The following is a 22,153-nucleotide window of genomic DNA, read 5'->3' as shown; positions in this document are numbered from 1 at the left end:
CACTTTACGCTGAATTTTGGGTGGGGGCAAATAGCATTAGGCGTGAAAAGTGGCGTTTAGCAGGCAGTACAGTTGGCTTTGGCCGCCGCATGTTGTTGTCTAGTGTGGTTAATCAGATAATCCAAGAAAACGAGGGAGCGTTGCGGTATGTGTTTACGGCTCGGCAACGCGGCATACATGTTGATCTCACCGGCGCTCCAAGGGTGCAGCACACGCACTAATTCGCCACGGTTTAAGTACGGCGCAGCCAAGCTCAATACCACTGAAGTAATGCCCACACCATTTAAAGTTGCCCTCAGTAGCGTGTCGGTGTGATTGGCAACAATCACAGGGTCTACGGGGAGGCTCAGTCGTTCATCGGGCTTTTCAGGATGACGGAAGATCCAGTTTTCCAAGCGATCAGAGTCGCGCAGACGCAAACAGCGATGTTGGGATAATTCTGTAGGGTGTTGCGGCAATGGGTGACGGGCGGCGTAGTCGGGTGAAGCCACCAAAATAACTTCCGATTGCACAATTTTTCGCGCCACGATGTTGGCGTTTTCTTGCACGCTATTGCCCAACAGGGTGATGTCAAAGTCTTCAATAGGCAGTGCGTATTCGGCGCCAACTTGGATTTCTACGCGTATGTCGGGGTAGGCCAAACAAAAGTCGCCCAAAACGGGGGCGATGACGTGATACGACAAGGCAGGGGGCGCATAGACACGTAGCCTGCCAGCCAGTGCATTGGTGTGGGCACTGACTTGGGCATCGGCTTCTTCAATGTCTTGCAGAATGTGCTGTATACGGGCGAGATACACCTCACCCGCATCGGTTAAGTGAACGCGGCGGGTAGTGCGTTGGAATAACCGTGTTCCTAGATGGCTTTCAAGCTCGGCCACATGACGGGTGACGGCCGAGGGGGACATATTGAGCGAGCGTGCTGCAGCAGCAAAACCACCCTCATTTGCCACGCGTTCGAACACGTGCATAGCGAGTAAACGGCTCATAAATTACCTGTAGCAAAAATTTATTATTTCGTTTTTTGAAATAGTGTATGTCTTTTTGTCTGGTTTATCTGTTTTTTTGGTTGACTTAAAGTGTAGCCATGGATGCAGCGATACAAAGCCAAAGAGCATTCATCCCGTGTGAAGTAGTAGGCTACACGCAAGAAAGGGTAGAGTGAAGTTCTGATTTCAGTCGTGCAAAAAAAGCATTGATGGATTCCGATAAACTCACTTTTCTGCACTTCATGCAAATTCTATAGTGATTCTTATTCTTGATTAGAAAGAACCTATTGAGTGTTCTGGGATGTATCGCACAGAGTCCCCTTAATTATTGGAAATGAAAGGAATCATTATTATGAAACGCACACTACCTGCTTTGAGTCTTGCTGTTGCTACCCTGTTTGCTGGCCAAGCGATGGCTTTGAATGTAAATACCACACCAACACGTGCCGATGTACAGGCTGAATTGGCTCAAGCAATCAATGCGGGCGACATGTTGTCTGGCGACTCTAGTCAAACACTGCGTGAGATGTACCCTGCTGTATACCCCGCTCAACCAGCAGCAGTAAAAACACGTGCTGAAGTACGTGCTGAACTGGAACAAGCGGTACGTGAAGGTAACGTAGTACCAGGCGAATCTAGCGCCCGCTTGAATGAAATGTACCCTGCGTTGTACCCAGCCGCTCATCAAGATGTCGCAGCGAAGTCCCGCACTCAAGTACAAGCGGAATTAGCAGAAGCAATTCGTGCTGGTGATATGGTGTCAGGCCAGTCCAGCCAAACACTGAACCAGATGTACCCACAGCAATACCCAACTAACTCCTAATGGTTAGGAAGTGGTGCCAGATTATAGCGAGCCTTTAAGGCTCGCTTTTTTGCGTGGGGGGTTCGGGCCTAGACCATAGCCATAGCAGCACGCATAACATGCAGCTTATGGCGATTAGGCTAATCCCCCAGTGGGGTGCTAGCCAGAGTAATAACACAGCACACACGCTCATGCTAACGAGTGCTGTCCACTTGGCTTTTCGAGTGACCAGCCTGCCGTTTTGCCAGTTGTGCAAGGAGGGACCAAAGAGGCGGTGATTCATGAGCCATTGATGAAAGCGAGGCGAGCTGCGTGCTGCCGCCCACGCCGAAATCAGCACAAACACCGTGGTAGGCATCCCCGGCACAATGACCCCAATGATCGCTAACGCAAAGCTGCACACTGCCAGAATGAACCAGCATGCACGCAAAAAAACGGATTGTGCACGCTGGTCAGAAGGCGGGGGCGCAGGGGGCTGAGTCATAAGTCATCAGGTGATACGTGTACCACCAGGCAGGGTTCGTAATAGGCGAGCCAATAACCACGACAGCATAAAAACCGCAAATGCCATCAAGGGTGTCTGCCAGACTATACCGGTTTGCGCTTGGTATAAACCAGTTTGTTGTGCCAGATCTAAAAAGATAGGATGCACCAGATAAATCCCGAAGGTGAAGGGCGCCAACATGCGCAGTTGTGGCAGGCGGGGGCGATCTAGTATGAGTTGAAATACAGCGAACGACATCACTGGCACGGTAAGGCTGAAGGTGTCGTAAAAGTAGGTGCTGAAATAGTCTTCCGAGGACAACAGCGTTGTACCGACTACCGTGGCAGCAATACTGGCCGCCAGCACCCAGCCGGGGTAGGGAATCACCACGCGACGCTCGAACATCATGCGTCCAGCCAAGAAGTAGCTAATGTAGGGCAGAAACCAGAGCAGGAAAAAGCCGTAGCTATTGTCTTGGGTCTCGCGGTACAGGCTTTGCAGCATGGCGAGCACCAGCATGAACAACAAAATATAGCGGCTTTGGCGTGGGGTGCAGTGTTGGTATAGCAAGCGCAGGTAGGGGGCGAACAAGTACAGCCCTACCAACATATATAAGTACCACAAATGATAGTAGGGCTCGCCGCTGGTGGCTTTGCGTAACCAGGCTTGGGCATCCATGGGCACACCTTGTTGGTGATACATCCATGCACCCCAAAACAGATAAAACACCGACCAAAACAGCAGCGCTGGCAAGATGCGGCGGCCGCGCTTTTTGTAGAACTCCCCAAAGCCTTCGCGTTTGGCAGGGTCTAGCAACAGCACGCCACTGACCATCACGAAAATAGGCACGCACCAGCGGGTAGCGGCATCGTATAGGTTGGCCCAGAACCAGTTTTGTGTGCCGTAATCGGTGGTAGTGGTTAGGGGGACGGCTGCACAGTGCAAGAGCACGACGGCCAAGGCGGCCATCCAGCGGGCAGTATCCAGTTTGGCGTAGTCAGCGTTGGAATAGGTCATAACGGCTAGGTGCAAACTCCATACCCATCACCTTAACAAAAAGGGTTGGACTACACAAAAGCCCGAAGGTTGCTGATCGTAGGTAGCCCTAGATGTTCATATGAACATTTTTACCGTCATAAAAGGTTCATATGGTAGTAATCCGAGCGTAATTTTCGTTTTTTACACTGCTGAGTATTCAAATGAAAGGCAATGCAGTGTTATGAATCTTTCGGTTCGACAAGGTGGGATTGTGGAGTTGTTACGCGTGCAGGGGGCGGTGTCCGTGGATGGACTCGCCACGCACTTTAGCGTGACGCCGCAAACCATCCGACGGGATCTGAATGCACTTTATGAAGCCAACTTAGTGCGTCGCCGTCATGGTGGTGCTGAGTTAGCAGGCCATGAACGCAACGTGTCGTTCCAGACGCGACGCATCACCCACTTTCAAGCCAAAGTACAAATAGGCCGAGCGGTGGCCGCGTTGATCCCGGACGGTGCTAGCGTGTTGCTGGGGTTTGGGACGACGCCTGAGCAAGTGGCCTTGGCCTTGGTGGAGCATCAAGAACTTACCGTAGTCACCAATAACCTTAGTGCAGCGATGCCACTAAGTCAGAATCCCAGCAACAGGGTGGTGGTTGCCGGTGGCGTATTGCGCCAGCCTAATCCAGAGATTCTGGGTCCAGAGGCTGAGCGTTTATTCAATAGTTTCAAGGCGGATTTTGGGGTATCAGGCGTAGGCGGTTTTGACCTAGAAGGGGCGCTGCTGGATTTTGATATTGCTGAGTCTGATTGCCATAAAGCCCTGCGCGGTAATTGTCGCACCCGTATCTTGGTGTTGGATCACTCCAAGTTTGGACGGTTGGCGGCGGTACGCAGCGGGTCCGTAGACGATATAGATGTGCTGGTGACAGACCTGCCTTTGCCCGAGGGTTACAGGCAGCGTATGCCAGCGCACGTACACATAGTAATAGCCAGTGAGGGTGCAGCATGAGTCAAGCCGCCATTCAATTGCAAGGTATAGGCAAATCGTGGGGGGATCATGCGGTACTTAAGCATATAGATCTTTCTATTCCAGAAGGGCAGTTCACCGCATTGTTGGGGCCATCAGGCTGCGGCAAGTCTACCTTGCTGCGCATTATCGCCGGATTAGAACAGCCCACTACAGGTAGGTTGCTGATTGATGGGCAAGATGCGACGTATCAAGAACCAGCTCAGCGCGGGCTGACTATGGTGTTTCAGTCGTACGCGCTGTTTCCGCATTTAAGTGTGGCGCACAACATTCTGTTTGGGTTGCAAGTGCGTCGTGTGAGCAAGGCTGATCAACACAAGCGCTTGCAAGAAGCCTTGGCACTGACGAATTTGGAAGGTTTAGAACATCGCCGACCCGCACAGTTATCGGGCGGACAGCGTCAGCGTGTGGCCTTGGCTCGCAGCATTGTGTCGGGTCACCGTATTTGTTTGATGGATGAGCCGCTGTCTAACTTGGATGCCAAATTACGCCACAGCGTGCGCCATGAAATCCGCGCATTACAGCAGCGGTTGGGTTTAACGGTGGTGTATGTCACGCACGATCAAACCGAAGCCATGGGTATGGCAGATCAGGTGGTGTTGCTGAATGCAGGCAGCATTGCCCAGCAAGGTTCTGCACAAGAACTCTACCAAGAACCTAACAGCATGTTCACAGCAGGTTTTATAGGTAGCCCACCCATGATGCTGATCCATAGCGACTTTGTGCCACTGTCATTGTGGCCCACACGCTATGGCTTTGATTTGCCTCATCGGGTGTCCATTGGGGTACGCCCCGAACAATTGCAGTTGCACGAACCCACCCCTGAAAGTGTGGGGGTTACGGTCGTGCACCACGAGTTTCAAGGTGCTGATGCCTATGTGTATGTACGTCTTAAAGATGGCAATACCTTGATTGTGCGCGCGCCGCACAGCCGACGCTTTATGGCAGGAGAGCGTTGTGGATTGAGTTGGAATCCTGCACATGCTTTTTACTTCAGTCAGGACACCGGGGCGCGTTTGCAGCTGGCCTCGCCCGTGCTGGCCGATTAACGTTTAAGAGAGATAGCTATGTTGAAAAAATTTGTGATGACTACCTCTAGTGCATTGTTGATGGGTCTAAGCGCCCAAGCGCTGAGTGCGGTAGAGCTGACCATGTACTACCCCATTTCGGTAGGTGGTCCGTTGACCGAAGTGGTGGATGGCATGATTAACGATTTCCAAGCCGAAAACCCAGACATCAAAGTGAAAGCGGTGTATTCCGGTAACTACGATGAAACGCGTGTGCGGGCGTTGTCAGCCTTGCGTGCGGGCGAGCCTGTGCAATTGTCGGTGTTGGGTGCGTTGGATACGCATGACTTGGTTGACCAAGGTTTGGTAGAGGCCTTTAGCGATGTAGCGCAAGGCGACCAAAACAAAGCCTGGTTGAGCAGTTTTTACCCTGCATTGATGGCAAACGGTACCTTGGATGGCAAGGTATGGGGCATTCCGTTCCAGCGTTCTACCATCGTGATGTTCTACAACAAAGACATGTTCCGCGAAGCAGGTCTGGACCCAGAACAGCCACCAAAAACACGCGCTGAAATGGTGGAAGCGGCTCAAAAACTGACTACCGACAAACGTTACGGTTTGATGATCCCGTCCACAGGTTACCCCTACTGGATGTTCCAAGCGCTGGCTTTGCAAAATGGCCATCAACTGATGAATGAAGACGGTACGGAAGTCTACTTCAATGACCCTAAAGCCGTAGAAGCGTTGCAGTTCTTCCAAGATTTGGCACAGAAGTACAAAGTCAGCCCAGCAGGCACCATTGAGTGGGGCACACTGCGCCAAGCCTTTGTACAAGGCCAAACAGCCATGATGTGGCACACCACGGGCAACCTGACAGCGGTGAAAAACGAAGCACCGTTTGAGTTTGGTGTAGCCATGTTGCCGGCTAACGAAACGGCAGGTTCACCAACAGGCGGCGGTAACTTCTACCTGTTTAAAGGTGCGAGCGACGAGCAGAAAGCAGCTGCTGTAGAGTTCGTGCGTTGGATGACAGCGCCTGAACGTGCAGCGAAATGGTCGATGGCAACGGGTTATGTGGGTGTGAGCCCAGCGGCCTACGAAACACAGGCGCTGCAAGACTACGCCAAGACTTTCCCACAAGCGACCGTGGCACGTGACCAATTGGCAGTAGCTTCCCCTGAGTTTGCTACCTACGAAACCGCCCGTGTGCGTGAGTTGTTGTCCAACGCTGTGCAGTCTGCGCTGACACAGAGCAAAACACCGCAAGCGGCTTTGGATGAAGCACAAACAGCGGCTGATCGCTTGCTGCGTCCATTTAACTAAGCTGGAACACAGATGAAACCATTGCGTGTGTTGCGAAAGGAATCGGTGTTTGCCTACTTGCTGCTTACACCCTTGTTGGTACTGTTAAGTGTGTTTGCCTTTATTCCTGCGCTGCACACGTTATGGGCAAGTCTGCAAAGTAAGGGGACGGCCCGCCGTGCCTCGCAGTTTGTGGGCATGGACAACTACGACGCCATGCTGGCAGACCCTACCTTCTGGTTGGTACTGAAAAATAACCTGTGGTACGCCGCTGTCACGATTCCAGTGTCTATCGCTTTGGCGTTATTGATGGCGTTGTGGGCAAACCGTGCCATGAGCATGCGGGCGTGGGTGCGCTGTGCGTACTTCACGCCCACCATGCTTCCCATGATTGCAGCCGCTAACTTGTGGTTGTTCTTCTATACCCCTGATCTGGGTTTGTTAGATCAGATCATGAAGTGGTTTGGCGGCGGTTCTACCAACTGGCTGGGTCAACCACAGACGGCGTTAGGCGCAGTGATGGTGGTGACCATCTGGAAAGAAGCTGGTTTTTTCATGATTTTCTATCTGGCAGCGTTGCAAACAGTGCCACCTGAACTGCGCGATGCTGCACGTTTGGAAGGCGCGAGCCGCTGGCAGTACGGCAGACGTGTGTTGTTGCCGTTGTTAGCACCCACGACGTTGTTCATTCTGATTAATGCGTTGATCAACTCGGTGAAGCTGGTGGATCACCTGTTCATTCTGACCAAGGGCGGCCCAAATAACGCGTCCAAATTACTGTTGTATTGGATATGGGAAACCGCATTTGCCTACATGGATACGCCTAGTGCGGCGGTGCTGACCGTGATTCTGTTAGGTGGTTTAGGGCTGATCGCCATTCTTCAATTCCGTTACGCTGAAAAGCGTGTGCACTACCAGTAACCATGATGACTACTGTGTACCCTATTCGTAGTACCCCCGCCTGGCGTCGCGCCATTACCGCTTTCCCGTTGGAAAATGTGGGGGCGTATTTGTTGGCCTTGTTGTGGATATCCCCCTTGTTGTACGCCTGCTGGGCAGCGTTTAGGGACCCTTCCGCGGCCTTGTCGTTAGACATGATGCAGGGCTGGACCTTAGAGAATTTCAGTGCAGCATGGGCGCGTGCGCCGTGGCTACGCTATGTGTTTAATACCACCTTGTTGGTGCTGACTATTTTGGTGGGGCAGTTGGTGATTTGTACCTTGGCTGCCTACGCCTTTGCTCGATTCAAGTTCTTTGGCAGCCAGTTCCTGTTTATGTTGTTGCTGTTGCAGCTGTTTATCTTGCCCGAAGTGCTGATTGTGGAGAATTTCCGTATGGTGTCGGTGTTGGGGTGGACAGACACTGTGTGGGGTATGGGTGTGCCCTATATGGCCAGTGCGTTTGGGGTGTTCTTGTTGCGTCAGGCGTTTAAGCAAGTACCACGCGAACTAGAAGACGCTGCACGCTTAGAAGGGTGTTCTAGATTGGGTGTGCTGTGGCGCGTGTATGTGCCGTTGGTCAAACCGGTGTACTTGGCCTATGCCTTGGTGTCGGTGTCGTCGCACTGGAATAACTTTTTGTGGCCGTTGGTGGTAAGCAGCTCAGAGCACACTCGCCCGTTAACGGTAGGGTTGTCGCTGTTCGGTGCGCCAGAAAGTGGGGTCAGCATCTCGTTGATTAGTGCTGCCACCCTGATGACTATTTTCCCGTTGTTAGTAGGCTTTTTACTGTTCCAAAAGCAATTTATGCAGGCGTTTCTGCGTGCTGGTATACGTTAAGGACGTGTTATGAAAATCATCCATCTCTCCGATCTGCACATTACGCCCGCAGGAAAAAGCTTATTTGGTGAAGACCCTAGCGAGCATTTGTCGCAGTGCATAGACCACATCAATAGACATCACGCCGATGCACAGTACTGTGTACTGACAGGGGATCTTACGCATGCGGGCCACCCTTTGGCCTACCAGCGTTTGGCAGAGTGCTTAACGGCCTTGAAGATGCCTGTGCGCTTTTTGATGGGCAATCACGATGATCGCGCCGCGTTTGCCGAGGTGTTTACCCAGCAGCCTTCAGAAGTGGCTGGTTTTGTGCAGCATGCTGAAGTGTTAGGCGACTACGAAGCCTTGTATTTGGACACGCTACAAGACGGTTATACCGATGGGTATTTGTGTGAGCAGCGTTTAATGTGGCTAGAGCAGAAGTTAGCTGCTGCTACTCGCCCTATCTTGCTGTTCTCGCACCATCCTATGCCTATGCTGCAGTACCCATCCATGGATTGGCTGCGTTTAAGCAATGCCGAGCAAGTCTTGCCGCTGTTAAAGCGCTGTACACAGCCGGTGCATTTGTTCTCTGGGCATGTGCATCGTTGTTCGGCTGGGATGTGGAACGGTATACCGTTCTTCACCGTAAACGGTACTAATCACCAACATGAGTTGGACCTAAACACGCCAGGGGCAGCAACGTCTACCTTTGAACCGGCAAGTTACGCTGTAATCTTGCCCCATGCTGAAGGCGTCACCGTGCACTTCCAGCCCTTTGGCTACGATGACTCCGTACGTTTTCCGTATACCGGCAGTTTAGATGCCTTGAAGTGCAGGCATGTTTAAGCGTGTGATGCAGCCTAGCCTTTACAGCTAGGCTGTTGTGTGTGGATGGCCCAAAACACTTAGGCGGCGTGGCGTTGTATCAGTTGCTGCAATTGTGTTTGGCTCGTCGCACCGATCATCTTATCGATGACCTGCCCATCTTTAAACAGCAGTACAGTGGGGATGCTTTGCACACGGAACTGGCTCGCCAATTCGGGCACGGCATCAATGTCCACTTCTGCAAAGCTTGCTTGCTCATGTAGTGCTGTTGCTGTCTGTTGGAAAATGGGGGCCATCATGCGACAAGGGCCGCACCACTCAGCCCAAAAACGTACAGCATGTAAGCCGGGCGCTTGGGTGATGAGTTGATCGAAATTGTGGGTGTTTACGTCTTGAACCATGATGGCCTACCTTACTCAACAAGAATGAAATTCGGACGCTAGCATTGCCGTGTCAGCAGAAGAGTCTGCATGTTTCATTCATTCAATAAATTAATTGAATGATAGTGAAAAGTACAATCTAGGTCAATTCAAGTAGGCATTGAGGTGTTCTATACGGCAATCTGTCGCATAATAGCTTTTGTACTAGGCGTAGCAGAATTTACCCATTTGCGAAGTGCTTGCAGGGCAGGCATGGCATAACAACTAGGAGCAGAATTATGATGTTCAGACGTGACCCTTTTCATATTCTAGAAGCGTATATTCAGTCTGTTGGGGATATGCAGCAAAACTATGCTCAGCTGAAAACTGCACTGCAAAACATCAACAACATCATTGATTTTGCCGAGCACAAAGTGGGTGCTGCGCTGGAGGCTGAACAGGCTGAGGAAATCAGTGAAGTAGGTTTGCAGTGGTTGGAAGGTGTACATCAGGGCGGCAATATGGATACGCTGCGCGACCAGGCCAAACAAGCGCTGGATTAATCAGACTGCGTACGGCTACACCAAGAATAACGCCCCTGACGGGGCGTTTTTTTATGGCATAACTAGCAGAGTGATATCTACATCCAGTTAAAAGCGATCCACCCTAAACGGATGTATATCCACAGGTAAATGCTCGCGGCAAATCAATCTGGCAATCAGTTCTCCGGTAATAGGGCCTGTGGAAAAACCAATGTGGCCATGTCCGAATGCACACAGCACGTGTTGATGGCGCGGAGCAAAGCCCAATACCGGCAAGCTGTCGGGGGTAGAGGGCCTATTGCCAGACCATAGTTGTGAGGTATCCATACTGGGGGCGAGCCCCAAGGCTTCGCGAGCAGCAGGGTATAGCCGCTCAAGTTGAATAGGGTTCGCACGACTTTGTGGGTGTGCGAGTTCAACGCCGCTTAGTAAGCGCAATTGATCTTGCATAGGGGCAGCCACGTAGCCTGCCGCCACGTCGTACACCGCACGCCGTAAGGCTGGGCCTTCGGGCATAGGTAGGCTGACGTGATAGCCACGTTCTGCCACCAGCGGAATACGGTAGCCCAGTTGTTGGCACAGATGCGCACTTAAGGCTCCCGCTGCAAGCACCACAGTTTGGCTCTTGTAATGCTGCTGTTTACCGTACAGCTGCACGTAGCCTTCGGCGGTATGTAGCTGTTGTATTTGATCGTTTACCCATCGGCCACCTTGTTGCTGGAATAGCTGTTGGTAGGCCAAGAGTAACTCACCAGGTGTGGCGACTGTAGCGGTTTCCGTTAGCCAAATAGCACGGTGAAACGGGTGTTGAATCGCAGGTTCTAGCTCACGTAAGGCATGCGTATCCAGCACGTCGAATTTCACGCCATGACGTTCAAACAGCAGGCGATCGGCCTCGCTACCGGCAAAGCCTTCTGCACTTCTATATAAGCGTAGCCAGCCTTCTTGGCGTATGAGGTGCTCGCTGCTGGTACGTTGCGCCCACTTTTGGTGGTAACTCAGTGCCGTGGCAGTAAAAGGGGCGAGTGCGGCTACGGTTTGTTCGCGTCGCGTCGTGTTGGCGTTCGCCATAAAGCGCAGCAGCCATGGCGTTAGAAAAGGTAGATTGCCATAGCGTATACGCAAGCCGTTATCGCGGTTCAGCGCGTAGCGTGGCAAATGCTTCCAGATACCCGCGCTGGCCATGGGAAAGATAGAGCCATTGCTGATGACGCCGGCGTTGCCAAAACTGGCTTTGTCGCGTTCGTCGCCCGCATCAATAATAGTGACAGATAGCCCACGCTCTTGCAGCGCCAAGCCGCAGGCAGTGCCAACCATGCCGCCACCAATAATGGTGACGGCAGGAGAAGATGAGTAGGGATCCATAGCGGGTGGCTTAGAACACGACGTCCGAAGGGATATCGCTAGGCTCAATGCCCGCTAACTTCAAGCTGTCTAGAATCCAGCCGCTGATTTGGCCCAGATCACGGTTGTAATCTACCCAAACGTTTAAGAAGTCACGCCAGTCGGTATTGGTCTCTTTGGCAAAGGCCAAGTTAGAGGTCAACCCTACGATAGGGTCAGTCAGCATAGAGAACTTGCCGATGCTAGGGTTCTTTTTCACGGCGGTCAGACCCAGCAGCACAGCGAACACAGCGCAGTCTACTTTCTTGCTTTGCAGCGCTAGCATCACTTCATCGCGTGTCGCGAAGGCGGTAATTTGGGCTTGTGGTGCATAGCGGCGTGCGGCCATTTCTTGTGTGGAACCCAAGTCTACGGCGATGCGCACTTCAGGCTTGTTTAGGTCTGCCCATTTACTGGCTTGAACACTTTCCTGCGCCACAATGCCGTAGGGGTGCAGATACGTGGGGTGCGAGAAACCAATGGATAACGCGCGTTGTGGGGTGGGGGTGAGCGCCATCGCCAAGTCCACTTTGCCGGTTTGCAGCTGTATCACCGAGTTGCCGTAGGTGGAATCCACATATTCCAGTTCCACATCCAGAATCTTGGCGATGTCTTTAGCCATTTCTACCGATGCACCCGACCACTCTTTGGTAAAGGGGTCACGGGTGAAGTACGGAGGCTCACCTACCAGCGCTGCAATGCGTAGTTTCTTGGTGCGACGAATACGCTCCAGTGTGGACTCGGTGCCTGAGGGGGCGGACTGAGCACTTGCACTGGCAATAGGTAGGCTCAGACCTAGAGCGGAAGCGGCGGCCAGCTTAGCAAGTTGGCGACGGGACATCTGATGGGGCGCATCGTTATTGTAGTGGTCCATGGTTGTCTCCTAGAGGACTGGTTACAGCGTGGTGTTGATCCCGTTGATGGGCAAAATCAAGAATGGTTTCTATGCGTTGAGCAATGTGTAGCAAAGCATGGTCTTGGTGGTGCTTACCCAGCAGTTGTATGCCCATAGGTAATCCTTCCTCGCTGATTGCACTAGGCAAAGCGATGGCAGGTTGTCCGCTTAAGTTGGCAATGGCATTGAGGTTGGGTTGGGTAAGAAAGTAGAAGGTGTCTACGTGATTCAACGGACCGGCTACCGCCGTGGCTCCCGGCAGTAGCAAAGCATCTACCGCTTGTAAGCTATGTTCTAAGGCTTGGGTCAGTCGTAACTTGTCTTGTGTGGCTTGTAGATAGGCACTGGCAGGGATGTTTTCCCCTACTAAAACTCGACCTCTGAAAATTTGACCGTATGCCTCAAAGTGTTGGCGTACTTTAGGGCCAAATACGTAAGCCACCTCGGCCATCATTAAGAGTGCGCTGCTGGTGTGCAGTGCTTCTAAACTAGGAAGGGACACCGGTACTATCTCTACACCTGCGCTTTGCAACTGTTGTTGTACCCCTTCCATCATGTTGTGTACTTCGGGCTGTAGTAAGGCTTTCAGCCCCCAGTGACTGGTAGGGATCCCTAACCGTATGGGGCGATTGGGCGCAGCAGAGCGTGTAGCCTGTGGGCACAATGCTGTGAAAATTCGCTCGCAGTCTTCCACGCTATGCGCCAAAGGCCCAGCATGGTCCAGACTCACGCTGAGCATACGTACACCGTCCAAGGGCACCGCACCATAGGTGGGTTTTAGTCCCACTAGGCCACAGTTTGTACTGGGTGATCGTATAGAGCCTGCCGTGTCTGTACCAATAGAGGCCAGACAGAGCTCGGCTGCTACGGTGGTGCCAGAACCGCTAGATGATCCACCCGGAAAGTAACCGGCTTTCCAAGGGTTGGTAGCAGGGGGAACTGGTAGGTCAAAGGAGGGGCCGCCAAACGCGAACTCATGGCAGTTGGCTTTGCCCAGAATGATGGCACCAGCAGCGCGTAACCGTGCCACAGCGGTTGCATCTTGCGTGGCTGCAGGTTGATGTTGCTGTGAGAATGAACCGCCACTGGTTTTCATCCCTGCTACATCCATGTTGTCTTTGATGGATAGGCTTACGCCAAACAGCGGGGGTAAGGCATTAGGGTGGGTGTCCAGCTGTTGCTGCTGTAGTGCCGCTTGTTTCAAGGCGCTGTCAGCATGCCAACTGATGTAGGCGTGCAAATGTGGCTGTTGCTCGGCAATGCGATCCAACTGTGTTTGCACCACATCGGTGATACGTAGTTGGCCACTGCGGTAGGCGTTCTGTAAGGCGGCAATATGGCGAGGAATCATGACGTAGACTCCAATACCGATTGCACAGCAATAGGGTTCGTAGGCGTGTGTGTTTGGTGTGCAATCAGTTGGGCAATGAGTTGCAGTCCGCGCTGGAACTCTAGCGTTTCTTCGGCACTAGCCGCATCCGGTAAAACAGTTTCTAGTACCGTGTGTGGAGGTGTTTCAGACATGAGCACCTCGCTGGCTAGCATGGTGGAAGTGGCTAAGAAACGCTTGGGTAGCGGGTTGCTGCGGGCTGTCTATCAGCTGTTTTGCAGGCCCTTCCTCTACCACCACACCGTCTTTCATGAATAGCACTCTATCGGCCATTTCACGGGCAAATTCTATTTCGTGCGTGACGATCACCATGGTCATTCCTTCTTGGGCCAAGGTACGCATCACATTAAGCACTTCACCTACTAGTTCAGGGTCTAGTGCCGAGGTGGCTTCGTCAAACAGCATCACGCTAGGTTGCATTGCCAAGGCACGTGCAATGGCAACACGCTGTTTTTCACCACCCGATAAACGGTTGGGAAAGAACTCAGCCTTGTGTAGTAGCCCCACTTTTTCTAGCAAAATTTTCGCTTGCTCAGCGGCTTGTGCGCGACTGTGTTTGCGCACGGTGATGGGGCCTTCCATCACGTTTTGCAGCACGTTCATGTGAGGGAACAGGTTGAAGTGCTGAAACACCATGCCGGTAGAGGTGCGAAAGCAGGCTTGTTCAGCATCGCTGGGTTGGCGCTTTTTTTGGCTGAAGTCAAAGTGTATGTCGCCTACTTGTACTGTCCCGCCATCGGGCTGTACCAGTAGGTTTAAACAGCGCAACAAAGTGGATTTCCCGGATCCTGATGGGCCTATCAGGGCCAGTACGGCTCCCTTAGGCACCTCTAAGGAAATATCCTTAAGCACCACGTTGTCACCATAGGCTTTACGCAGATTTCGTACATGAATCATGGTCGTGCTCCCTAGTTGCTGCGAGCCAAACGGTTTTCAATGTGCTGCACCAGCAGGGTGGCTGGGAACAGTACAACGAAATACGCCAAGGCCACCACGGTATAGACCTCTAGTGGGCGGTAGGTTTCGTGTGCAATAAGCTGCCCTTGATACACCAAGTCGGGTACAGCCAGCACCGACACCAACGAGGTGTTTTTCAGCTGCAAAATAGACTGGTTCATCAACGGTGGGATCATGCGTTTGAACGCTTGTGGCAAGATCACACGGCGTAAGGCTTGCCACTTTCGCATGCCTAGTGCTTTGGCAGCTTCGACTTGCCCGGGGTCAATAGACACAATCCCCGCACGGATGATCTCCGAGTAGAAGGCTGCGCCATACAACGACAGGGCGAGTAGCGCCGCCATAGGGGCTGACAGATTGATGTCAATCAGTACGGGTAGGGCGTAGTAGAACCAGATCAAGATGACCAGAAACGGGGTGCATCGAAATAGCTCTACGGCTCCGCGTAGCGGGATGCCCAAGGCACGTGGGCTGCTGATGCGACCTAGTGCGACAAACAAACCCAGCACTAGCCCGAAGGCAATGCTGAGCACGGTATAAAACAAGGTGTATTCCAAACCTGCCAGCAGGATTTCCTTGTAGCGCCAGACCTGGCTGAAGTCCCATTGATACATAGGCCTATAGCTCCGTATTACGGCAAACAGAACGGAAAAAAGCGGCGATTACCCTAGACGTAAACCGCCATCTATAGAAAGTTTCTGACCGGTCACATAGCGGGCGTGCGAACTCAGCAAATACGCTACTGCGCCAGCTACGTCATCAGGTTGGCCAAAACGTCCTAGAGGGGGCATGGGCAAGCGATTTTGCCAGTCTACCTGTGGATAACGTTGGCTGTCTTTGAGGGTATAGCCAGGTAATACACAGTTGACGGTCACGCCCGTAGCGGCTAGTTCGGCGGCAAGGCTCATGGCCAAGGCTTCAGCAGTGGCTTTGGCGGCAGCGGTGAGGGGGTAGAGTTCACCCGGTTTGAAGCGGTGCGCCACAAAGGAGCTAGTGAGCACGATGCTGCCACAGGAGGATTTTTCTAAATACGGTCTAGCGCTTTGTACTAGCTCAAGAAATGCCCCTGCCATGCTTTGTACGGCTTCGGCTAAGTCTAGAGACGACGCTTCTTGTAGGTTTTTCTTGCTGGCATGGCCGGCGTTACTGACCAGTTGATCTACGGTGCCAAAGGTTTGCACACAAAACTCGACGATGCGACGTGCTTGTTGGGGCTGGTTCAGGTCAGCAAAGTAGCATTCTGATTTAGCACCTAAGGCGCGTACGCTGTCTAGCACGTGTTGCATGGCTTGTTTGCTACTGTCATCAGCGCCACGCGAATGTAAGAGAAGGGAGGTGTGTTCAGAGGCGAGGGTACGAGCGATGGCCGCACCAATACCTGAACCAGCACCCGTAATGAGGATGACTCTATGTTGTTCCATGTTGCTCCACCGTTGTTATACCTGTATTCAGGTTTTCTTATATCTATGTCGATAAGAATTTTATTAGGGCAGCATAGCATGGAGCCTATGCTTGCAGAAGTGGTGGTGCGTAAATAAATGCTTCGAGTTTACGGCGTAAAAAAAGCCGGGAATCTGGTGGATTTCCCGGCTAGTTATCAGGCGTTTATTTCAGTAATCGCCACTGACCATCTTTCACGATGATCATCTCACGACCACGCTCATCAAAGCCGCTGTGATCTTCAGGCGTCATGTTGTACACACCCTGTGTGGCCACAAGCTCCGTGGTTTGTTCCAGAGCATCACGCAAGGCAGCGCGGAACTCAGGCGTACCGGGTTGCGCTTTTTGTGCGGCAACAGGGATCGCTTTTTCTAGCAACAAACCAGCATCAAATACGTTGGCACCAAACGTAGCTGGGGCTTCACCGTATTTGGCGGTGTAACGGTCAATGTAGTCTTGAGCAATTGCTTTAGACGGGTTGCTGTCGTCGATTTCAGGCAGCACCAACATCAAGCTAGCAGCCAACACTGTACCTTCTACTTCAGGGCCACCCAGCGACAAGAATGCAGGCAGTGCCGCACCGTGAGTTTGGTAGAACTGGCCTTCGTAGCCCAGTTTTGCCAAGGTTACTTGTGGCAGCACAGCGGCAGCGCCAGTACCTGCGATCAGCACGGCATCAGGCTTAGCGGAGAACACTTTCAGTGCTTGGCCAGTTACCGAGTTGTCTGAACGTACATAGCGTTCGGTAGCGACAATCTCAATACCGTTTTCAGCAGCCAGTTGGTTAAACACGTTCAACCAGCTTTCGCCGTAGGCATCGTTAAAGCCAATGAAACCTGCGGTTTTAACGCCGTTGTCCACCATGTGTTTAACCAATGCAGATCCGATGATGTCATCGTTTTGAGTGGTTTTGAAAATCCACTTTTTCTCTGGTGTCATGGGCAAGATCACGGCTGCAGCACCCACGGGTGACAAAATCGGTGTACCGGATTCTGCAGCAAAAGGGATCAAGCTAATCGCATGCGGTGAGCCAGTAGGCCCAATCAACGCATCGATTTGGTGCTCGGAGATCAGCTTGCGGAAAGCCGTCACCGTTTGGTTGGTGACGCTAGCATCGTCCAACGCAATGTATTCGATATCCAGATCGCCAGCTTTCTGAGGGAGCAGAGGAACCGTATTGTTTTGCGGAATGCCAACCATGGCGGTAGAGCCAGTGGAGGAGGTAATGACCCCTACCTTGACTTGGGCAGAGGCGATGGGTGATTGCAGAGCAAAAGCAGTAGCCAGAGTCACCAGCAAGGTACGCAGTAGCATGAGTTCCTCGTAGAGAAAGCGGGATAGATATGGGCAGTAGGAATGCGATTTCCCACTTCAAGCTAACGATTTTAACGCATAACCTGCGTTGCTTTGGTCTTTAGCGTAGTCTCGCTAGGGTTAGCACGGGATATAAGGTGTAGATGTTGCAGGAATGTGTGGAAATTTGGGTTTCTTAGGCCGATAGAGCTACATATATGCATGGTTACTACGTGCTCGCTAATGGAGTATTTCCGCAATCCCCAGCGAGTGCAATGAATACAGCGCTAAAACGAAAAAACCTCTGGCAAAACACCAGAGGTTTTCAGCTCTCTACGCCAGTGTTTTCACACTGGCGTGTAGGTAACAGCAGTGCCGTAAATTACAGCATTTCCACGGCGATAGCGACGGCTTCACCACCACCAATACACAGAGAAGCAATACCGCGTTTCAGGCCTTTGTGTTTCAACGCGCCTACCAGTGTTGCGATCAAGCGAGCGCCGGATGCACCAATAGGGTGACCCAATGCTGTCGCACCACCGTGAACGTTCACTTTGTCGTGAGGGATGTTCAGCTCTTTCATGGCAGCCATGGTGACTACGGCGAAAGCTTCGTTGATTTCAAACAGGTCTACGTCTTCAACTTTCCAGCCGGTTTTTTTCAGCAGTTTTTCAATCGCGCCTACAGGAGCGGTAGTGAACCATTCTGGTTCATGCGCAAACTGTGTGTGGCCTACGATTTTTGCCAAAGGTTTGACACCCAGCTCGCCAGCGGTAGACGAACGCATCAACACCATAGCAGCAGCACCATCCGAAATGGAGGATGAGGTAGCAGCAGTGATGGAACCGTCTTTTTTGAAGGCAGGACGCAGGGTTGGGATTTTTTCAGGCATAGCACGTTGAGGTGCTTCGTCTGTATCCACAACGGTGTCGCCTTTGCGGCCAGCAATGGTTACGGGTGTAATTTCAAACGCAAAGCTGCCATCTTTGCTGGCTTCTGTAGCACGGCGCAGAGATTCTAGGGTGAAGGCATCTTGTTCTTCACGGGTGAATTGGTATTTGTCTACGCAGCTTTCTGCAAAAACACCCATCGCTGTACCTTTTTGGTACGCGTCTTCTAGGCCGTCCAATGCCATGTGGTCATACACGGTGGAGTGACCATAACGGTAGCCTTGACGACCACGCAGCAACAGGTAAGGAGCATTGCTCATGCTTTCTTGACCGCCAGCAACGACGACGTCAGCACTGCCACCTACCAGCATATCGTGGCCAAACATGGCAGCACGCATACCGGAACCACACACTTTGTGGACGGTGGTTGCACCTACGCTTTTCGGCAGACCCGCACCAATAGCGGCTTGGCGTGCAGGCGCTTGGCCTTGGCCAGCTTGCAGTACGTTACCCATGATCACTTCGTCGATCAGGGCAGAATCAATACCAGCGCGCTCTACAGCGGCTTTAATGGCAGCCGCACCCAGTTCGTGAGCGGCTAGGGAAGAAAGACTACCCATCATGGCACCCATAGGGGTACGGGCAATCGAAGCAATCACAACAGGATCTGACATGGCAAGAGCTCCTCGGGTTGTTGTAGTCAGGTTGATGTCACACCATTATCCATTAAATTGCTGCACTGCGGCAATTATCTAATCGCTTAGTAAGGGGATAGGGATAAATATTCTCTAATCTGCCCTGTGCGACACGCTCGCGGCATTGATTCCACCAGTGCGCATCCAGCAATTCTGCATGGTACTTTTTGAAGGCTTCTTTGATACGCGGGTCGCCCAGCAAAAAGTATTCAAACTCTTCGGGAAATACGTCGTTCTTACCAATGGGATACCATGGCTCGCCGGACATTTCAGCCTCTTCGTTGGGCGCGGCTGGAATGGTGCGAAACTGCATTTCCGTCATACGTTGAATTTCATCGTAGTCATAGAAAACAAGGCGTCCTAAGCGGGTAAGGCCAAAGTTTTTGTACAGCATATCACCAGGGAAAATATTGTTTGCTGCCAGTTCGCGTATGGCGTCACCGTATTGTTTGATTGCGCCTTCAATGGCTGTTTCACTGGCACGAGATAAGAACAAGTTCAGTGGCAACATGCGGCGCTCAATGTACACATGACGCAAAACCAGTGAGCCGTCGCTTTCTTCTATTTGTGACGGTACTTCACGGCGTAGTTCTTCCAGTAATTCGGGGTCAAAGCGGTCTAACGGTAAGGCGACTTGTGAGTATTCCCAGGTATCGGCCATACGTCCTGCACGGTCGTGTTTTTTCACCAGTTGATAGCGTTCTTTGACGGTGGCGTGATCCATGCCGCTTTTGCGTATGCGGTCGCGTATAAGTTTGAAGACGTATGGGTATGAGGGCAACGTGAACACGCACATCACCATCCCTTTAATACCGGCTGATAAGGTGAATTGGTCTCTGGAATGCGCTAAATGGTAAAGAAAATCGCGGTAAAACAGTGTTTTCCCTTGTTTTTGCAAACCGATGGCGTTGTAGAACTCGGCCTTGGACTTGCGGGGCAGTAAGGTGACTAAAAAATTCACATAGGCGGAAGGGGTCTCCATATCCACCAAGAAATAGGCGCGGGTAAAGCTGAACAGCGTACTGATGTCGTCACTGGTGTCTAACAAGGCATCCAGCGAAATAGAGCCAGCCGGTGTGTGCGTCAGCGCAATCGCAAAGGGGTGAATGTTGCCGTGGTTAATAAAGCGCCCCACAATATATGCACCCTTGTTACGGAAGAACAGTGAGTTCAAGACTTGGAATTGGCAGTCTGGGCCTAGGCGGTGACCGGGATCATCAGGCAAGCGTTGGCGCAGTGTATGCACAATGCGGCGCGCCAAGATACGTACTTCGGCCGGCAAATCCGCGAAGGGTGCGGCCAAGCCGAAATCCTGAATCATGGTTTTTAGCGTAGCGACTAACCCTTGTTCTAACGGGTAATAGGCACGGTACGACGGGCGGCTACCATCCAGATATTCGGTAGCGATAGCAGGGCGTACAAAGAGAAAATCGTTGTTGAAATAGTTGCGGTGCAGTACGCGGCACGACACCGAGTTAAAAAACGTTTCTGCACATTCTGGCTGATGGTGACGTCGTAACAGCCCTACAAATTCCCGTTTTACCTGATGCCAAAATTGGTGCTGGGGTTCATCCAAATGGGTAAGTTGGCTATGCTCATCTGGTGTGGTGCGGTTTCCTTTAAGCGCTGAGCTAAGGATGGTGGCACATTCGCGTACGCGTATATCGTAATATTCGATACGCTCACGAGACAGATGTTGTATGGCATGCCACGCGGCAGACTCGAACAGCACTTTGGCACGCTGCGCACTGTAACGAAACAGCGCATAGTGGCGGTTAAAGCCATTCAGAATGGTCTGGGCAATATCCAGTGGAGAAGGGCCTTTAGGTGAAACTGGGGTGATGCTGGGACTATCTGACTCAAACATGGCTGCGTGTTACCAAGGTGAAAAGTTCCAGAAAGTGCGCTTCAGCAAACAAAGATTGGCTGAGGCAAGGGGCTGTCCTATTATGCCTGTTGCAAAGCACGAACGTAATGATTGGAGAAGACAGAATGCAAGATACCCAAGAAGCAGTGACCTATCCCTTTGGTGACACACTGCCTGAGCCTAGTCAGATCATGGAAGTTGCCCCTGGCGTTTTTTGGGCGAGATTACCGTTACCGTTTGCCTTAAATCACATCAACGTGTGGTTGCTGCGCGATGAGTATGAAGGGCAGCAAGGGTGGATGATTGTGGATTGCGGCGTGAACAAAGAGGTGATTCGCGAGCAATGGGAGCAGTTGTTTGCCACACAGTTGCAGGGCTTGCCGGTATTGCGCGTGCTGGTCACTCACATGCACCCTGATCACGTGGGCTTGGCAGGCTGGTTGTGTGAGCACTGGAAAGCGCCGTTGTACATGAGCATGACCGATTACACAGTGGCCTGTTTGTGGTCGCAGCGTCGTCATGATGCCAAAGCAGCGCAGCAAAGTGGTGAGAACGCGGCGGCGCACTTTGGGCGTAACGGTTTGAGCGACCCAGAGTCCCAACAAAAAATCAAAGAACGCGCTGGCTATTACCCTGGGTTGGTGTCCGATATGCCCAGCAGCTTCCACCGTTTGATGGCAGGCCACAGCATTACGATTGGTGCTAACCAGTGGGAAATTATTGTGGGTTACGGCCATGCGCCAGAGCATGTATCGCTGTACAGCCCAGCGTTGAATGTACTAATTTCTGGCGACATGATGCTGCCACGTATTTCTACCAACGTCAGCGTGTTTGACCACGAGCCTGAAGCAAATCCATTGCCCTGCTTTTTGACCTCGTTGGATGAATACCGTGTATTGCCGGAAGACGTGTTGATTTTGCCGTCGCATGGCAAAGTATTCCGAGGGTTACATGGGCGTATCGATGATTTGCAACAGCACCATAAAGATCGTTTGGTCGACACCTTAGAAGCCTGTGGTAGTGCTGGCCTGAATGCCGCCGGTTTGGTGCCCGTGTTATTTAAGCGCGAGTTGGATCTGCATCAACTCACCTTTGCGATGGGTGAAGCTTTGGCTCACTTGCATGCGCTGTGGTACGAGGGCAAGTTGCGCCGCGAAAAACGCGCAGATGGCATCTATTATTTCGTGTGTAGCTAATGCCATCGTGGCTGTACCGCCTCTGCAGACTTTATGCTAGCGTATACCTTTAGCTAATTTCTGCAGGGTACA

22 protein-coding genes and 2 pseudogenes are annotated in these 22,153 nt (G+C 52.0%); 9 read left to right on the top strand and 15 right to left on the bottom strand.

From position 1 onward, the window contains the following. Nucleotides 1-56: 56 nt before the first annotated feature. Nucleotides 57-986, bottom strand: a complete 930-nt coding sequence (locus ACLPHM_RS13790; RefSeq protein WP_430221800.1) for a LysR family transcriptional regulator — start codon at nt 984-986, stop codon at nt 57-59. 352 nt (nt 987-1,338) lie between these two features. On the opposite strand from ACLPHM_RS13790, the gene ACLPHM_RS13785 reads away from it, so the two are divergent. After that, nucleotides 1,339-1,809, top strand: a complete 471-nt coding sequence (locus ACLPHM_RS13785) for a DUF4148 domain-containing protein (RefSeq protein WP_430221799.1) — start codon at nt 1,339-1,341, stop codon at nt 1,807-1,809. Between the two features lie 34 nt (nt 1,810-1,843). On the opposite strand, the gene ACLPHM_RS13780 is transcribed toward ACLPHM_RS13785, so the two are convergent. Both ACLPHM_RS13780 and ACLPHM_RS13775 read right to left on the bottom strand, forming a co-directional pair. Next, entirely contained in the window at nt 1,844-2,272 is a 429-nt protein-coding gene (locus tag ACLPHM_RS13780) for a YbaN family protein (RefSeq protein WP_430221798.1), read from the bottom strand. Nucleotides 2,273-2,278: 6 nt separating this feature from the next. Next, nucleotides 2,279-3,289 (bottom strand): acyltransferase, encoded by a 1,011-nt coding sequence (locus tag ACLPHM_RS13775; RefSeq protein WP_430221797.1) that lies wholly within the window; start codon nt 3,287-3,289, stop codon nt 2,279-2,281. A gap of 202 nt (nt 3,290-3,491) precedes the next feature. Here ACLPHM_RS13775 and ACLPHM_RS13770 point away from each other — a divergent pair, with 202 nt between their 5' ends. The 6 genes from ACLPHM_RS13770 to ACLPHM_RS13745 are packed head-to-tail and all read left to right on the top strand — an operon-like array spanning nt 3,492 to nt 9,195. After that, a complete protein-coding gene (locus ACLPHM_RS13770) occupies nt 3,492-4,262 on the top strand; it encodes a DeoR/GlpR family DNA-binding transcription regulator (protein WP_430221796.1) in 771 nt (256 codons plus the stop codon). Further along, the gene (locus ACLPHM_RS13765; RefSeq protein ID WP_135865374.1) at nt 4,259-5,329 is read left to right on the top strand and encodes an ABC transporter ATP-binding protein; all 1,071 of its coding nucleotides are present in this window, start codon (nt 4,259-4,261) and stop codon (nt 5,327-5,329) included. Before ACLPHM_RS13770 ends, ACLPHM_RS13765 begins: the two co-directional genes overlap by 4 nt. Nucleotides 5,330-5,347: 18 nt before the next feature. After that, nucleotides 5,348-6,610: an ABC transporter substrate-binding protein gene (locus ACLPHM_RS13760; RefSeq protein WP_430221795.1), complete on the top strand. Its 1,263-nt coding sequence runs from the start codon at nt 5,348-5,350 to the stop codon at nt 6,608-6,610. A 12-nt stretch (nt 6,611-6,622) separates the two neighbouring features. Next, complete coding sequence (locus ACLPHM_RS13755; RefSeq protein WP_430221794.1) at nt 6,623-7,510, top strand: carbohydrate ABC transporter permease; 888 nt, start codon at nt 6,623-6,625, stop codon at nt 7,508-7,510. A 5-nt stretch (nt 7,511-7,515) separates the two neighbouring features. Then, nucleotides 7,516-8,367: a carbohydrate ABC transporter permease gene (locus ACLPHM_RS13750; protein ID WP_430222022.1), complete on the top strand. Its 852-nt coding sequence runs from the start codon at nt 7,516-7,518 to the stop codon at nt 8,365-8,367. A 9-nt stretch (nt 8,368-8,376) separates the two neighbouring features. After that, a complete protein-coding gene (locus tag ACLPHM_RS13745; protein WP_430221793.1) occupies nt 8,377-9,195 on the top strand; it encodes a phosphodiesterase in 819 nt (272 codons plus the stop codon). Between the two features lie 59 nt (nt 9,196-9,254). Here the strand turns inward: ACLPHM_RS13745 and trxA are convergent, their stop codons facing one another. Further along, nucleotides 9,255-9,575 (bottom strand): thioredoxin, encoded by a 321-nt coding sequence (gene trxA / locus ACLPHM_RS13740; RefSeq protein WP_430221792.1) that lies wholly within the window; start codon nt 9,573-9,575, stop codon nt 9,255-9,257. Nucleotides 9,576-9,832: 257 nt separating this feature from the next. On the opposite strand from trxA, the gene ACLPHM_RS13735 reads away from it, so the two are divergent. Next, entirely contained in the window at nt 9,833-10,096 is a 264-nt protein-coding gene (locus ACLPHM_RS13735) for a hypothetical protein (protein WP_430221791.1), read from the top strand. A gap of 87 nt (nt 10,097-10,183) precedes the next feature. On the opposite strand, the gene ACLPHM_RS13730 is transcribed toward ACLPHM_RS13735, so the two are convergent. The 10 genes from ACLPHM_RS13730 to aceK all read right to left on the bottom strand — a co-directional run bounded on the left by ACLPHM_RS13730 (nt 10,184) and on the right by aceK (nt 20,885). Then, complete coding sequence (locus tag ACLPHM_RS13730) at nt 10,184-11,440, bottom strand: NAD(P)/FAD-dependent oxidoreductase (RefSeq protein ID WP_430221790.1); 1,257 nt, start codon at nt 11,438-11,440, stop codon at nt 10,184-10,186. Nucleotides 11,441-11,450: 10 nt separating this feature from the next. Next, nucleotides 11,451-12,332: a transporter substrate-binding domain-containing protein gene (locus ACLPHM_RS13725; RefSeq protein WP_430221789.1), complete on the bottom strand. Its 882-nt coding sequence runs from the start codon at nt 12,330-12,332 to the stop codon at nt 11,451-11,453. Continuing rightward, complete coding sequence (locus ACLPHM_RS13720) at nt 12,316-13,704, bottom strand: amidase (RefSeq protein ID WP_430221788.1); 1,389 nt, start codon at nt 13,702-13,704, stop codon at nt 12,316-12,318. Before ACLPHM_RS13720 ends, ACLPHM_RS13725 begins: the two co-directional genes overlap by 17 nt. Continuing rightward, nucleotides 13,701-13,877, bottom strand: a complete 177-nt coding sequence (locus tag ACLPHM_RS13715; RefSeq protein ID WP_430221787.1) for a hypothetical protein — start codon at nt 13,875-13,877, stop codon at nt 13,701-13,703. Before ACLPHM_RS13715 ends, ACLPHM_RS13720 begins: the two co-directional genes overlap by 4 nt. After that, nucleotides 13,870-14,640 carry an amino acid ABC transporter ATP-binding protein gene (locus ACLPHM_RS13710; protein WP_430221786.1) on the bottom strand — a complete coding sequence of 257 codons (771 nt, stop codon included), beginning with the start codon at nt 14,638-14,640 and terminating at the stop codon, nt 13,870-13,872. The genes ACLPHM_RS13715 and ACLPHM_RS13710 overlap by 8 nt, the downstream gene beginning before the upstream one ends. Before the next feature lie 11 nt (nt 14,641-14,651). Next, nucleotides 14,652-15,314, bottom strand: coding sequence for an amino acid ABC transporter permease (locus ACLPHM_RS13705; RefSeq protein WP_430221785.1), 663 nt, complete (start codon nt 15,312-15,314; stop codon nt 14,652-14,654). Between the two features lie 48 nt (nt 15,315-15,362). Further along, entirely contained in the window at nt 15,363-16,121 is a 759-nt protein-coding gene (locus ACLPHM_RS13700) for an SDR family NAD(P)-dependent oxidoreductase (RefSeq protein ID WP_430221784.1), read from the bottom strand. 184 nt (nt 16,122-16,305) lie between these two features. Next, nucleotides 16,306-17,454 carry an ABC transporter substrate-binding protein gene (locus tag ACLPHM_RS13695; RefSeq protein ID WP_430221783.1) on the bottom strand — a complete coding sequence of 383 codons (1,149 nt, stop codon included), beginning with the start codon at nt 17,452-17,454 and terminating at the stop codon, nt 16,306-16,308. A gap of 361 nt (nt 17,455-17,815) precedes the next feature. Next, nucleotides 17,816-18,997 carry an acetyl-CoA C-acyltransferase gene (locus tag ACLPHM_RS13690; protein ID WP_430221782.1) on the bottom strand — a complete coding sequence of 394 codons (1,182 nt, stop codon included), beginning with the start codon at nt 18,995-18,997 and terminating at the stop codon, nt 17,816-17,818. Nucleotides 18,998-19,049: 52 nt separating this feature from the next. After that, nucleotides 19,050-20,885 (bottom strand): bifunctional isocitrate dehydrogenase kinase/phosphatase, encoded by a 1,836-nt coding sequence (gene aceK, locus ACLPHM_RS13685; RefSeq protein ID WP_430221781.1) that lies wholly within the window; start codon nt 20,883-20,885, stop codon nt 19,050-19,052. A 107-nt stretch (nt 20,886-20,992) separates the two neighbouring features. Between aceK and ACLPHM_RS13680 the strand changes: the two are divergent. After that, nucleotides 20,993-22,021 (top strand): annotated as a pseudogene (locus ACLPHM_RS13680) (MBL fold metallo-hydrolase); the annotation flags it as partial. Nucleotides 22,022-22,027: 6 nt separating this feature from the next. On the opposite strand, the pseudogene ACLPHM_RS13675 reads toward ACLPHM_RS13680, so the two are convergent. Next, nucleotides 22,028-22,087: pseudogene (locus ACLPHM_RS13675) on the bottom strand (hypothetical protein); the annotation flags it as partial. Nucleotides 22,088-22,153: the final 66 nt, after the last annotated feature.

The sequence above is a fragment of the Paenalcaligenes sp. Me131 genome, from assembly GCF_050487225.1.
Lineage (GTDB): Bacteria > Pseudomonadota > Gammaproteobacteria > Burkholderiales > Burkholderiaceae_B > Paenalcaligenes.
This window is presented reverse-complemented; position numbering and strand designations above follow the sequence as displayed.